This is a genomic window from Pseudomonas sp. MDT1-16 (assembly GCF_054898115.1).
This window is the reverse complement of record NZ_CM142717.1, coordinates 3,924,676-3,937,778: the sequence shown is the minus strand read 5'-3', so window position 1 is coordinate 3,937,778 and position 13,103 is coordinate 3,924,676. Positions and strand designations below refer to the sequence as shown.

12 protein-coding genes are annotated in these 13,103 nt (G+C 59.4%); 10 read left to right on the top strand and 2 right to left on the bottom strand.

Annotated elements, in window-relative coordinates; genetic code table 11:
* Window positions 1–17: 17 nt before the first annotated feature.
* The 3 genes from ACYZT3_RS17965 (at window position 18) to ACYZT3_RS17955 (ending at window position 4,027) form a co-directional block, all read left to right on the top strand.
* Window positions 18–1,028, top strand: coding sequence for an SCO family protein (locus ACYZT3_RS17965; RefSeq protein WP_282381215.1), 1,011 nt, complete (start codon window positions 18–20; stop codon window positions 1,026–1,028).
* A gap of 103 nt (window positions 1,029–1,131) precedes the next feature.
* A complete protein-coding gene (locus ACYZT3_RS17960; protein WP_282381217.1) occupies window positions 1,132–2,628 on the top strand; it encodes a sensor histidine kinase in 1,497 nt (498 codons plus the stop codon).
* Window positions 2,597–4,027, top strand: a complete 1,431-nt coding sequence (locus ACYZT3_RS17955; RefSeq protein ID WP_282381219.1) for a sigma-54-dependent transcriptional regulator — start codon at window positions 2,597–2,599, stop codon at window positions 4,025–4,027. The genes ACYZT3_RS17960 and ACYZT3_RS17955 overlap by 32 nt, the downstream gene beginning before the upstream one ends.
* A 2-nt stretch (window positions 4,028–4,029) precedes the next feature.
* Here ACYZT3_RS17955 and ACYZT3_RS17950 read toward each other — a convergent pair whose 3' ends face one another.
* Window positions 4,030–4,416 carry a hypothetical protein gene (locus ACYZT3_RS17950; protein ID WP_462030403.1) on the bottom strand — a complete coding sequence of 129 codons (387 nt, stop codon included), beginning with the start codon at window positions 4,414–4,416 and terminating at the stop codon, window positions 4,030–4,032.
* A 179-nt stretch (window positions 4,417–4,595) separates the two neighbouring features.
* On the opposite strand from ACYZT3_RS17950, the gene ACYZT3_RS17945 reads away from it, so the two are divergent.
* Window positions 4,596–5,441 (top strand): class I SAM-dependent methyltransferase, encoded by an 846-nt coding sequence (locus ACYZT3_RS17945; protein ID WP_282381223.1) that lies wholly within the window; start codon window positions 4,596–4,598, stop codon window positions 5,439–5,441.
* Here the strand turns inward: ACYZT3_RS17945 and ACYZT3_RS17940 are convergent.
* On the bottom strand, window positions 5,422–5,730 hold the full coding sequence (locus ACYZT3_RS17940; RefSeq protein WP_282381225.1) for an addiction module antidote protein: 309 nt from the start codon (window positions 5,728–5,730) through the stop codon (window positions 5,422–5,424). The two genes, ACYZT3_RS17945 and ACYZT3_RS17940, sit on opposite strands and share 20 nt — an antisense overlap.
* A gap of 240 nt (window positions 5,731–5,970) precedes the next feature.
* Between ACYZT3_RS17940 and ACYZT3_RS17935 the strand changes: the two genes are divergently transcribed.
* The 6 genes from ACYZT3_RS17935 to ACYZT3_RS17910 all read left to right on the top strand — a co-directional run bounded on the left by ACYZT3_RS17935 (window position 5,971) and on the right by ACYZT3_RS17910 (window position 13,078).
* Window positions 5,971–6,639, top strand: coding sequence for an ABC transporter ATP-binding protein (locus ACYZT3_RS17935; RefSeq protein ID WP_282381227.1), 669 nt, complete (start codon window positions 5,971–5,973; stop codon window positions 6,637–6,639).
* Window position 6,640: 1 nt separating this feature from the next.
* Window positions 6,641–9,112: an ABC transporter permease gene (locus ACYZT3_RS17930; protein ID WP_462032394.1), complete on the top strand. Its 2,472-nt coding sequence runs from the start codon at window positions 6,641–6,643 to the stop codon at window positions 9,110–9,112.
* Entirely contained in the window at window positions 9,102–10,166 is a 1,065-nt protein-coding gene (locus tag ACYZT3_RS17925) for a lipocalin-like domain-containing protein (RefSeq protein WP_462030402.1), read from the top strand. Before ACYZT3_RS17930 ends, ACYZT3_RS17925 begins: the two co-directional genes overlap by 11 nt.
* A 62-nt stretch (window positions 10,167–10,228) precedes the next feature.
* Window positions 10,229–10,471: a hypothetical protein gene (locus ACYZT3_RS17920; protein WP_462030401.1), complete on the top strand. Its 243-nt coding sequence runs from the start codon at window positions 10,229–10,231 to the stop codon at window positions 10,469–10,471.
* 347 nt (window positions 10,472–10,818) lie between these two features.
* Entirely contained in the window at window positions 10,819–11,211 is a 393-nt protein-coding gene (locus ACYZT3_RS17915) for a VanW family protein (protein WP_462030400.1), read from the top strand.
* A 160-nt stretch (window positions 11,212–11,371) separates the two neighbouring features.
* Window positions 11,372–13,078, top strand: a complete 1,707-nt coding sequence (locus ACYZT3_RS17910) for a ShlB/FhaC/HecB family hemolysin secretion/activation protein (RefSeq protein ID WP_462030399.1) — start codon at window positions 11,372–11,374, stop codon at window positions 13,076–13,078.
* Window positions 13,079–13,103: the final 25 nt, after the last annotated feature.

Here is a 13,103-nt window from a genome sequence, read left to right as displayed (position 1 = left end):
TCCGCAGGGGAGCCGACATGACATCACGTACGCCGCGCTCCCGCGCCCTGGGCATGCACCTGATTTTGCCGCTGGTCACCTGTGTGCTGGCCGCTTGGCTGCTACTCGCTCATGAAGGTTCACCGTCGTCGACGGAATCGGCGACACCCTGGGGCGGCGATTACTTCCCCAACACCTTGCTGACCGATCAGGACGGTCGGCAGGTGCGTTTTTTCGATGACCTGATCAAGGGCAAAGTGGTGGTGATCAACTTCATCTTCACCACGTGCAGCGACTCCTGTCCGCTGGAAACCGCGCGCCTGCGCCAGGTGCAACAGTTGCTGGGGGACCGGGTCGGCCAAGACATCTTTTTCTACTCGATCAGCATCGACCCGTTGAGCGATACACCGCAAGTGCTCAAAGCCTACGCGCAGCGCTACAAGGTCGGGCCAGGCTGGCAGTTCCTCACCGGGGAGTTCGATGCCGTCACCGACCTGCGCAAAAAGCTCGGTCTGTTCATCGAAGGCGTCGACAACGGCCGCAGCAAGGATCACAACCTGAGCCTGATCGTCGGCAACCAGACCACAGGCCGCTGGATGAAAGCTTCGCCTTTCGAAAATCCGTGGATTCTGGCCGATCAGTTGGCCAACACGCTGCAGAACTGGAAACAGCCCAGCATTGAAGAAAGTTATGCCGATGCGCCCGAGATCCGTCCGCCGAGCAATGGCGAAGAGTTGTTTCGCACCCGTTGCGCGTCGTGCCACAGCCTGGGTCCGATGGACGGGCAGGGCATCGGCATGCGCAGCATCGGCCCGGACCTGATCGGCGTCACTCGCCAGCGTGATCCGGTATGGCTGAGTCGCTGGATTCGCGAGCCGGACCGCATGCTGGCGGAAAAGGACCCGATCGCGATGGAGCTGTTTGAACGTTTCGACAAAATCCCCATGCCCAACCTGCGTCTCGATGAGAACGCTGCGCAGTCAATTATGGGATTTTTGCAAGAAGAAACCGATCGTCAGCAACCGCTACAGGCAGCGCAAACGCAATAGCGGCGAAATACTATCATTGGCGCCGTCAGTCTCGATCAATGCCACCTACACTGATCCGACACACGGCTGAAAAGGCTTGATGCAAGGCATCCGGGAAGGTCCTATGCAGATACCAGGACAACAAAAAAAAGTACCTGCGCCGGTTACGTCGGCAGCAGTAGGCAAGGGCTGGCGAGGACAGTTCAACTTGCTGCGCTGGTTTTCCCTGGGCAGCTTTTTCATCATCGCCGCCGTGGCGCTGGGGTTGGGCTACATTTCCACGCGCTTCGTGGTCGACGAGAGCATCGAGCGCGATTCGATGCTGACCGCGCAGTTCATCCAGGCCATTGGTGATGCCGAAATTCGCCATGCCGCGATTGCCCCGAACAGAACCATGGGTGAAATGCTCGACCCGCGCCAGGACAACGCCTATCCCGACGTGAACCCAGCCTCCCGCGCGGCTTCGCGCATCGAGTTTCTCGATCATGTGAAGCATCTGCCGGACATTCTGTTGGCCACGGTGTACGCCCTGGACCGCACCGTGGTCTGGTCGACCAACCCGGAGCTGATTGGCGTGCGCATTCAAGATGACCAAGAACTGGACGAATCTTTCGAAATGAAGGCGCTAGTGTCCACCAGCTACCACGAAATCGATGAGGAGCGTCCCGAGCAGAGACTGCTGCGTGAGCCTGAATACCTGTTCATCGAGAACTACATCCCGATGTTCAATGCCGACAAGAGCAAAGTGATCGCCATGGTGGAGATCTACAAGGAACCCGTGGACCTGGTGGAACGCATTCAGCGCGGCTTCAAGTCTATCTGGCTGGCAACCTTGCTCGGCGGTCTGGCCATCTACCTCGGGCTGTTCTGGATTGTGCGGCGTGCGGCAAGGCTGCTGCAGAGCCAGCAGAAACAGCTGATCAACAATGAGACCTTTGTGGCGCTGGGGGAAATGTCCTCGGCAGTGGCTCACAGCTTGCGCAATCCGTTGGCCAACATTCGTTCCAGCGCCGAACTGGCTCAGGAAATCGCCAGTCAGAGCGCGCAGAAGAACATCGGCGACATCATCAGTCAGGTCGATCGCATGTCGCGCTGGGTTCGCGAGTTGCTGGTGTCATTGCGACCCATGAACGACGACTACGAAACGGTAGACCTGGTGCTGGTCATCGACGACACGCTGAGTGCGTTCGACGCGCTGATTAAACGCTCCAACGTCGAAGTGCGTTTCACACCTCACAGTTGTCCGCCGGTCGTCAGTCAACAGGTGCTGCTCACGCAAATTCTTAATAGCCTGTTTTCCAATGCCCTGGAAGCCATGCCCAAGGGCGGCGTGCTGAGTATCGATATCGGAACGCCGCAGCCCGGGAGTGTGCGCATGACCCTGAGTGATACCGGCAAGGGCATGACCCAACAGCAGCAACAAATGGCCTTCAAGCCGTTTTTCACCACCAAACAAGGAGGGTTGGGCGTGGGCCTGGCCCTGGTCAAAAGAATAATGGAGCGTTTCGAAGGCTCGGTCGAACTGACCAGCCGCGAGCAGGAAGGAACCCGGGTCTGTCTCAATTTTAAAGTGGCAACGGGAGGGGAATATGGAGCACAGCATTCTGCTGGTCGAGGATGACGAACTCCTCGCCGAGAATATTCAGACCTACCTGGAGCGCAAGGACTTCGAGGTGACGGTCTGCCACTCGGCTGAGGATGCACTAAAGCAATTGGGCACTTTCGTCCCTGACGTGGTGCTGACCGATAACTCGCTGCCGGGCATGAGCGGTCACGACCTGATCCAGAAGCTGCGCATCAGCGCGCCGGATCTGAAAGTGATCATGATGACCGGCTACGGCAACGTCGAAGACGCCGTGGTGGCGATGAAAGAGGGCGCTTTCCATTACGTCACCAAACCGGTGGCCTTGCCGGAGCTCAAACTGCTGCTGGACAAGGCCCTGGCCACCGACCGAATGGAACGCACGCTGTCGTTCTATCAGGAGCGCGAAGCGCAGAAGTCAGGGGTGCAGGCATTGATTGGCGAATCGGCACCGATGCAGTACCTCAAAAGCACCATTGGCCAGTTACTCGACGCCGAACGGCGCATGGCCAATACCGATCTGCCGCCGGTGTTGGTGGAAGGCGAGACCGGCACCGGCAAGGAACTGGTGGCCCGGGCGCTGCACTTCGATGGCCCGCGTGCCAAAGGCCCGTTCATCGAATTCAACTGCGCCTCGATTCCGTCCAACCTGGTGGAGTCGGAACTGTTCGGCCATGAGAAGGGCGCCTTCACCGACGCCAAGGACCGCCGCGTCGGGCTGGTGGAAGCGGCCGATGGCGGAACGCTGTTTCTCGATGAAGTCGGCGAGATGGACCTGTTGCTGCAGGCCAAACTGCTGAAGTTGCTGGAGGACCGGACCATCCGCCGGGTTGGCTCGGTGAAGGAGCGCAAGGTCGATTTGCGGGTGATCAGCGCCACCAACTGCAACCTCGAACACATGGTCCAGCAGGGTAAATTCCGCCGCGACCTGTTCTTCCGTTTACGGATCATCTCGATCAAGGTGCCGCGCCTGTATGCCCGTGGCGAAGACATTCTGTTGCTGGCCCGGCACTTCCTGGCGACCCACGGCAAACGTTATGGCAAACCGAACCTGCATTTCAGCGACCAGGCCGAAGCGTTGATGCTCAGTTACAGCTGGCCGGGCAATGTGCGCGAGTTGCGTAACATGCTTGAGCAAACCGTGCTGCTGGCCCAGAGCGACACCATCGCCGCCCATCAGTTGAATGTGTGCCTGAGCCTGGTGGATGAGCCGCTGGTGTTTCAGCAAGAGCCGCAATACAGCGAGCCGCGTCCGGTCTACAACGGCACCGAGTCCATGAACCTGCCGGAAGTGGAGCGCGACATGGTGCGCAAGATGCTGGACAGGACCGACTGGAACGTCACCAAATCCGCACGACTGCTGGGCCTGAGCCGCGACATGCTGCGTTACCGGATCGAAAAACTCGGCCTCGCGCGCCCGGACAGACGCCAGTGGTAGGCCTATTGCATCAATGGCCCGTGACGGTTGAGACACGCGAGCAGGCACGTGGGGTCGAGGACTTCTTCGTTCACGTAGACACCGCGTTCCTGATCGTAAGAGCGGACGAACACGCGAACAGTGGCATCCGCTACCGTCGGCAATCTTGAGTCGTAGAACTCATGCTGGCTCGAGATGGGGATGAAATCTTGGGGGGCGGTCGGGATGTAGGACCCGGGGGGCTCCGTGCTCAGGGACGGAGGTACGGGGTGAGCAAAGGGTTGGTCGGCCCCGTAATAGTTGAACTCACTGCTGTAATCGCTAGTGGGGGTCAGGCTGTCGTCCGCGTGAGCACCGGTTGTGGCGGTCAGGCAGAGGGCGAACAGTAGCGTCAGATCGGTTTTTTTCATGGCGACACCTGCGAAATCGGTTGTTCCCGCATTTCCCCAAGGTCATTAACTATAGCTGCCGTACGGGGACGCGTTGGCGATGCCGGGATTACAAGATTTGAACAAAGACTCGATGGGGTTCTTCGAAACCCTGATCTAGACTCGTGCCGGTCAATCAAGATCCCAGTCTGGAGCGCGCAATGGAAATGCCGTCAAAAGAAAAAGCCATCGCCAGCAACCGCGATGCCTGGAATGATTCCGCCCGACACCACAAAGACACCCCTGAATGGCAGGCCCGTTTGACAGCTGTTGGTTATGGGGATTTTTGCTGTCTGGACGACACCCTCCGAAGTTTGCTGGAGCATGTGGGTGTCGACGGCAAGGACGTCGTCCAATTGGGCTGCAACAACGGGCGCGAAAGTATCTCGCTGTTTGCGTTGGGTGCCCACCGCGTCGTGGGCGTCGACCAGTCCGAGGCCTTCCTCGATCAGGCGCGTGAGCTGGCGTCACGCTCGCCCCATGCGCCTGAGTTCATCGAGGCTGATATTCATCATCTGCCGCTGGAGCTTCACAGCCGTTTCGACGTGGCGCTGATCACCATTGGCGTGTTGAACTGGATGCCGGACATCGCCGAATTCTTCCGCCATGTCGCACAAACCCTCAAGCCCGGTGGCAGCCTGGTGGTGTACGAAACCCACCCTTTCCTGGAAATGTTCGACCCCGAGTCAGCCGATCCGTATCGGCCGGACAGCTCGTACTTTCGCAGTGAACCCTTCGTGCAGGATCAGCCGATCGTCTACGAAGGCAAAGTCGACCAGCCGGCGCCTTCGTCCTACTGGTTCGTCCACACCCTGGGCGCCATCTTCACGGGGGCGATCGAGGCCGGATTGCAGATCAGCCACTTCAAGGAGTACCCGCATTCCAACCGCGAGGAACTCTATGATCGATATGAGCAGCAAACCGCGCAGCTGCCGTTGTGTTTTACGTGGGTGGCAGTGAAGCGAGCAGTCGAGTCAGAAGAGACTCTCAGTGAGTCGAGTGATTGATTAAATGACCCGGCTGCGCGCAGAGATCAATGCCAAGGGCATGTACGACCTTTAGAACCGTATCGAAACGTGGTTTTGCACCTGGTGCGAAGGCCTTGTACAGGCTTTCGCGGCCCATACCCGAATCCTTGGCAATCTGTGTCATTCCACGCGCTTTCACCACGTGGCCGATAGCGCGAAGAAATTCTTCGTTGTCGCCGTCTGCGAGCACTTGCGAAAGGTAATGGCTGATGGCTTCGTCACTGTCCAACAGAGTCGCGATATCGAAAGTAGTCAAAGTCTGGCTCATGTTTAAACCTCCTCGCCCGCCTGATGTCGGCGGTTTGCGGTTTGCGGTTTGCGGTTTGTTGAATAAGATAATTCATTGCTCAAATGTATCCATATGGATACAAATGAACAGTCAGACATTTCCTTGGTCATGTATGTTTTTTCCCTAAAGTGTGTGGGCTATGGGGTCTCTGAACCGGCCTATTCGCGGTACTGCTGCCGTCCGCTATCCTTGCTCCACGCACATCGAACGGTTTTCCCCATGCTATCGGTCCAAGGCGTCTTCAAAAGCTACGCCACTCCTCAGGGCCCATTACCGGTTCTGCAAGGTGTCGACCTCACCTTGAAACCCGGCAGCAGCCTGGCGCTGATGGGTGAGTCGGGCAGTGGCAAAAGCACTTTGCTGCACCTGATTGCCGGGCTGGACAAGGTCGATCGCGGCAGTATCCGCAGCGGCGAGCATCGGCTGGAACAGATGAACGAAGGGCAACTGGCGAACTGGCGGCGGACCGAAATCGGCCTGGTGTTTCAGCAGTTCAACCTGATCGGCAGTTTGCGCGTGGAGGACAATCTGGCCTTCCAGGCGCGACTGGCGGGGCGGCATGATCCGCGCTGGCAGGCGCATCTGGTGCACCGTCTGGGGTTGGCTGATTTGCTGCGGCGTTATCCGGAACAGCTGTCCGGCGGCCAGCAGCAACGGGTCGCTTTGGGCCGGGCCCTGGCGTCCCAGCCAAAACTGCTGCTGGCCGACGAACCCACCGGCAGCCTCGATGAAGCCACCAGCGATGAGGTCTTGACGCTATTACTGGAGTTGCTCGACGACAGTCCCACCACTTTATTGATGGTCACTCACAGCCCACGGGTTGCCGCGCGGCTTGCAGAAAAAGTGGTGCTCCACGGTGGCCGTCTGGCTGGCGCGGACGAGCGCTGAGGTGCGGGTCTTTCGCGAGACGCTGCGGGCGCTGCTCAGTCATTGGTGGCAGCATCCGGTGCAGTTTTTCAGTGTGCTGACCGGGCTCTGGCTCGCCACCAGCCTGCTGACCGGTGTGCAGGCGCTGAACAGCCAGGCGCGTGAAAGTTATGCCCGGGCCAGTCAGTTGATTGGCGGCGAACCCCAGGCCAGCCTCAGTGCGCCCAGTGGCGCGACCTTCTCCCAGCAAGTGTTTGTCGACCTGCGCCGTGCGGGTTGGCCGGTGTCGCCGGTCCTGCAAGGTCGGGTGACGCTCAAGGGGCATGACGACCAACGATTGCAGCTGATGGGGATCGAGCCGGTGTCGCTGCCCGCGGGTTCCGCAGTGGCCGGGCAGGCGTTGGCGATTGAGCAGATTGTCGAGTTTTTCAGCCCGCCGGGCAGTACCTGGATTTCGCCGCAGACGTTGCAGGCACTGGGTCTGCACGAGGGCGAACGCCCGGAGAGTTCGAGTGGTCAGGCCTTGCCGCCGCTGCATGCTCTGTCCGATATGGCGCCCGGTGTGTTGCTGGTGGACATCGGCTTCGCCCAGCAGATTCTCGGCCTGCCGGATCAGCTGTCGCGCCTGTTGCTGCCGAAGGGTTTCACCGCGACCCTGCCTGATCAGTTCAAGGGACAACTGCAGCTCAAGACCCGCGGCGAAGAGAACAATTTGTCGCGCCTGACCGAGAGTTTTCACTTGAACCTCGATGCTCTGGGTTTTCTGTCATTCGTGGTCGGCCTGTTCATCGTCCACGCTGCGATCGGCCTGGCGCTGGAACAACGCCGTGGCTTGCTCAGAACCCTGCGTGCCTGTGGCGTCAGTGCGCGAATGCTCATTACCTGTCTGGCGGTTGAACTGGGTGGCTTGGCGTTGATCGGCGGACTGGCCGGGGTCGCCAGCGGCTACCTGCTGGCCAGCGTGCTGTTGCCGGACGTCGCCGCCAGTCTGCGCGGGTTGTACGGCGCCGAAGTGGCGGGGCAGTTGAGCCTCAGTCCGTGGTGGTGGCTCAGCGGCGTCGGCCTGAGCCTGTTCGGTGCGTTGTTGGCCGGTGCCAACAGTTTGTTGCGGGCAGCGCGTCTGCCTTTGCTGGCCCTGGCCGATCCGCAAGCCTGGCATCAGGCTCACGCGCGCTGGTTGCGGCGCCAGGGTTGGGTCGCCGTGATTGCCGGGGTGGTCGCGCTGCTGGCGTTGATCTTTGGCGACAGCCTGAGCAGTGGATTCGTGCTGATGGCGGCACTGTTGATCGGCGCCGCACTGGCGTTGCCGGTGGTGCTCAACTGGGTGTTGAACCTGGTGCTGCATCGCAGTCGTTCGGTGCTCGGCCAATGGTTTCTCGCTGACTGCCGTCAGCAACTGCCGGCCCTGAGCCTGGCGCTGATGGCGCTGTTGTTGGCACTGGCGGCGAACATTGGTGCGGGCAGCATGACGGCCGGATTTCGTCAGACCTTCAGCGATTGGCTCGAACAACGCCTGACCGCCGAACTGTACGTTAATCCGCGAAATCCGGCCCAGGCCAGAGCGCTGCAAACCTGGCTAAAGCAGCAACCCGGACTCACGGCAGTGCTGCCCAACTGGCAAGTGTCGATCCAGTTGCAAGGCTGGCCTGCGGAAGTCTTCGGCGTGATCGATCATCCGACGTATCGCCAGCATTGGCCGCTGCTGGAAGCCTTGGGCGACAACCCTTGGGACCGACTGGCCAAGGACGATGCTGTGATGATCAGCGAACAATTGGCCCGTCGGCTCAAGGTGCGCCTGGGCGATCACTTGACGATTCCCACACCGAACGGCGCCTGGTCGCCACGGATCGTCGGCATCTACGCCGATTACGGCAATCCCCAAGGCCACATCCTGGTCAACTTCAACCATCTGCTGCGCGGCTGGCCGCAGCTGACCCCGAGCCGTTTCAACCTGCGCATCGACCCGACGTTGATCCCCGCGTTCCTGACCGCGCTGCAATCCCGCTTCACGCTGGACGACAGCCGCATCGTCGACCAGGCCCGGCTAAAGGGTTGGTCCACGCAAGTGTTCGAACGCACCTTTGCCGCGACCGCCGCGCTCAACAGCCTGACCCTCTGCGTGGCGGGCGTGGCGCTGTTCATCAGCCTGTTGACCCAAAGTCAGAGCCGCCTCGGACAACTCGCCCCCCTGTGGGCGCTGGGTGTGACTCGCCGGCAATTGATGCTGCTCAATCTCGGGCAAACCTGGTTGCTGGCGGTGCTGACCCTGGTGCTGGCGTTGCCGTTGGGGATCGCGCTGGCGTGGTGCCTGGACACGGTGATCAACGTCCAGGCCTTCGGCTGGCGCTTGCCCCTGCGGGTGTTTCCGATGCAGTTACTGCAATTGATGGGGTTGGCACTGCTGGCGACGTTACTGGCGTCGGCGTGGCCGCTGTACTCGCTGTATCGCTCGCAACCGGCGGATCTGTTGAGGTCCTTTGCTCATGAAGATTAAGGTCGGCGTGTTGCTATTGGCTCTATTGAGCGGCTGCGATAACTCGGCGTCTGTTGAAAAAGGCTTCGCGGGTCTAGGTCATCAGGCCTCTGCGTTTACGCCGGTGGTGCCCGGTCGGGTGTTCAGCTTTCCGGCGGATCACGGTCCTCATGACGGTTTTCGCATTGAATGGTGGTACGTCACCGCCAACCTCAAGGACGATCAGGGTCGCGAGTTCGGCGCGCAGTGGACGTTGTTTCGCAGCGCGCTGAAAGCGACGCCCGAGATCGCTGGCTGGAGCAATCAAATTATCTGGCTTGGTCACGCGGCCGTAACATCGGCGACGGTGCATCACGCCGCTGAGCGCTATGCCCGTGGTGGCGTAGGTCAGGCTGGCGTAAGTCTCGCGCCGTTCAACGCGTGGATCGATGATTGGCGTTTCAGCAGTCAGGGTTCCGATCCTTTGGCGGATCTTCAACTCAGCGCCCGGGACAAGGATTTTGGCTATCAACTGCGGCTGACCTCCACACGTCCTTTGGTGCTTCAGGGAGACAACGGCTTCAGTCAGAAATCCGAACAAGGGCAGGCGTCGTACTACTACAGCCAGCCGTTTTTTCAGGCCCGCGGCACGCTGGAAATCGACGGCAAAACGTATCAAGTCAGCGGCCCGGCCTGGCTCGACCGCGAGTGGAGCAGCCAACCCCTGACCGCCAACCAGACGGGATGGGACTGGTTTTCCCTGCATCTGGACAGCGGCGAACAGGTGATGCTCTACCGCATGCGGCAGAAGGACGGCGCGCCATACCTCACTGGCACCTGGATCGACGCTCAGGGCCAGACACAGTTGCTGAACGCCGCCGACATCAGCCTCACACCGCAAGACACCGCCACAGTCGCCGGACGTTCGATGCCGGTGCGCTGGTCGATCAAAATCCCCGACAAACACCTCGACATAACGATCAGCGCCCTCAACCCCAATGCGTGGATGGCGTTGCGCATTCCCTATTGGGAAGGTCCGGTGCGATTGAGCGGCAGCCACGGTGGGCAGGGTTATCTGGAAATGACCGGGTATTGAGTCGGAACTCTCGGTTGGGCGACAGCCTCCTAAGTTAAGACACCGGTACACAGGAGCCCGCCATGAGCGACGACCTCAAACCACCTGACCTTGCCTCCTGGCAGCGCCTTTTCGACGACAAGGCCTACTGGCAGCAGTCCCCCGACGCTCATTACGCCGAACTGTTGCGGGTGGCCGATGACTTGCTGGGGCAGGGCGCCATCGACCTGGAACAGTGGCAAGCCTTGAAAGCCAAGGCCGATCAATCCCATAAAGACTCGCCTGCCGTGAACGTCGCCCATGAGGTTGACGATCCCGACGCATGAGGAGAACCCCAAGAAACTGCGATCGCTCCCGGATCAGCGTCTATGCTCATCTGCAAGTAGGGCAGAGCTTTGTGGTGACCTACACCGATATATTGAAAATGACCCGTCAGCACGAAAGTTGAGTATTAGCTCTATATATATTGATTGTTCTTGTACAAATTTTGGTACAAGAGCAATCAGCTTTAAGGGTCGGATCGATTAGTTTAAGCAGGCTGTTGAAATAGTATTTGGGCCGACATTTAATCAATGTTGTTTCGATAAATTTCATGTTCGTATAAGCGGACATAATCGAAAACTTCAATTAAAATACTTCCCGTTCGCCCAGTGTCAGGGCTCTTTACCCGTGCATGGATTGCCAGGCCATTACACTGGGCGAACACCTTCTCGACGTGGTATACAATCTCGCCCTGCAGCACAACAAAGTCATCAACCTGAAACTGGTGGTGGCCAGCATCGACGGCGTCATCATCGGACCTCAAGAATACTTTTCCTTCTGCCGCCTGGTTGGCCGAACCACTTGTCAACGCGGTTATGTCGACAATGTCGCCCAGCAACAGTTGGAAGGGGAGTTGTTGTGCGATCAGATGAGAGAGTTTCGGTATCACGGTTATCAACGAGTGAGCGGCTTTATAAGCTTCGGGTGTTGGTTAAGTACGCGGTTGATGAGGCGCTACTTGAAGTGCTGGTTGAAATATAAAAAGACGGGCGATCTTAAGATCGCCCGTTTTTTTGTCTTTTAAATCTGAGCCTGAATTGATTTTGCGGATTGGGGCGCTGACGGCGCGGATGCGTGGGCGTCGTGGGCGTCGAGGGAGTCGAATCATTAATTGACGCCAGAATAGTGACCATCTAACATCGCGCCACTATTTTGCTATCACCTTCCATTTCGAGGGATCGAACATGTACCCACCCGCCCTCGTGGCGAGGTTGTGCCTGGCTTTGCTGTGCCTTTCTCCGCTAGATCTTGCTCACGCCGCTCCCACCCCCGGTGAAACCGATCTGATCCGCGAACGTCAGGATCGCCTGCTCGAAGAGCAGCGTCGGCGTCTCGAAGAGCTCAAGGAATTGCCCGGCAAGGCCGCCAAACCCACGCAACCGACGGCCCCGGCCGACGCCCGTTGTTTTCCGATCAAGGGCATCGAACTCAAAGGCGCCGACAGTCTCTCGGAGAGCGAGAAAACTCGTCTGCTCAAGCCTTACATCGGCCAGTGCCTGGGTGTCACGCAGCTCAACGAGTTGCTGAAAGTCATCACCGACCACTACATCGAAAAAGGCTTGGTCACCAGCCGTGCCTACTTGCCGCAGCAGGATTTGTCCGGCGGGCATTTGAAGGTGCTGGTGGTCGAGGGGCGGCTTGAAGGTTTGAAGGGCGCAGACGACAGCAAGCTGTCGGACCGTGAACTGGCCATGGCGTTTCCCGGCAAGACCGGTGACCTGGTCAATTTGCGGGAAATCGAGCAACTGGTCGATCAACTGAACCGCTTGCCGTCGAACCAGGCGCAGATGGAGTTGACGCCGGGCAAGAACGTCGGTGGCAGCGAGGTGTTGGTCAAGAACACCCCGCAAAAGCCCTGGCGTGCCGGGTTGTCCCGCAACAACGATGGCCAGCGCAGCACCGGCGAGCAGCAGTGGGGCACGACGTTTGATTGGGACAGCCCGCTGGGCCTGGCCGATCAGTTGATGCTGCGTGGTGGTCACGACGCGATAACCGATCACCAGCACACGTCCAACAACGCGCTGCTCTATTACAACCTGCCGTGGGGCTGGTGGAACGTCAGTTACACCTACAGCCAGAGCGAGTACCGCTCGCAAGCTCAAGCTAACGGCTTCAACTTCAAGCAGACCGGCGACAGCCAAAACCATCAGCTGCGCGCCGAACGAGTGATCCACCGCGATGCCGTGAGCAAGACCTCCCTCAGCACCGGGCTCTCGTACCTGCGCACCAACAATTTCATCGAAGACAGCAAGCTCAAGCTGAGCAGCAACCGCCTCAGCGAAGCACAGTTCGGCATCAATCACGGTCGACGGGTCGGCAGTGCGTTCGTCAACCTCGACCTCGGTATGCAGCAAGGCATCGGCGCGTTCGACGCCCAGAGCAATGGCCATCCTGGTCCCGGCGAACCGGACGCGCGCTACCGCAAGTACACCGCCACCGCGAGTTACCTGCAGCCGTTCAAGGTGTGGGGCGAGTCCTTCAGTTTCACCAGCCTGATGACCGGCCAACGCAGCGAAGACGTGCTGTTCAGCCCGCAGCGCACCAGCCTCGGCGGGCAGTCGTCGATTCGCGGTTACAAGGATCAATCCTTGTCCGGCGACAGCGGCGGCTACTGGCGCAACGACCTGCGCTGGAACCGCCCGGTAACGCTGGAATGGCTGCGCCCGGTGTTCGCCGAATACGGCACCAGCCTCGGCTACGACCAGGGCGTGATTCGGGGCGACCGCTACAACGGCGATCAACACGGACGCATGTCCAGCAACTCGCTGGAGCTGTTTGCGCGCGGTCAGCAGGTGGCCGCCAGCGTGACGTTTGCCCATTCCCTGGAACGCCCGGACACCCTGACCGAGCGCGAAGCGCCGATCTATTTCCGCGTGGATGTCTTCCTCTAAATTCTGCTTTAAACGAGATTCGATC

Coding starts and splice junctions, on each gene's coding strand:
- ACYZT3_RS17960 (WP_282381217.1), top strand. CDS start 1,132: ATGCAGATACCAGGACAACAAAAAAAAGTACCTGCGCCGGTTACGTCG.
- ACYZT3_RS17910 (WP_462030399.1), top strand. CDS start 11,372: ATGTACCCACCCGCCCTCGTGGCGAGGTTGTGCCTGGCTTTGCTGTGC.
- ACYZT3_RS17940 (WP_282381225.1), bottom strand. CDS start 5,730: ATGAGCCAGACTTTGACTACTTTCGATATCGCGACTCTGTTGGACAGT.
- ACYZT3_RS17950 (WP_462030403.1), bottom strand. CDS start 4,416: ATGAAAAAAACCGATCTGACGCTACTGTTCGCCCTCTGCCTGACCGCC.
- ACYZT3_RS17955 (WP_282381219.1), top strand. CDS start 2,597: ATGGAGCACAGCATTCTGCTGGTCGAGGATGACGAACTCCTCGCCGAG.
- ACYZT3_RS17920 (WP_462030401.1), top strand. CDS start 10,229: ATGAGCGACGACCTCAAACCACCTGACCTTGCCTCCTGGCAGCGCCTT.
- ACYZT3_RS17915 (WP_462030400.1), top strand. CDS start 10,819: ATGGATTGCCAGGCCATTACACTGGGCGAACACCTTCTCGACGTGGTA.
- ACYZT3_RS17965 (WP_282381215.1), top strand. CDS start 18: ATGACATCACGTACGCCGCGCTCCCGCGCCCTGGGCATGCACCTGATT.
- ACYZT3_RS17925 (WP_462030402.1), top strand. CDS start 9,102: ATGAAGATTAAGGTCGGCGTGTTGCTATTGGCTCTATTGAGCGGCTGC.
- ACYZT3_RS17945 (WP_282381223.1), top strand. CDS start 4,596: ATGGAAATGCCGTCAAAAGAAAAAGCCATCGCCAGCAACCGCGATGCC.
- ACYZT3_RS17935 (WP_282381227.1), top strand. CDS start 5,971: ATGCTATCGGTCCAAGGCGTCTTCAAAAGCTACGCCACTCCTCAGGGC.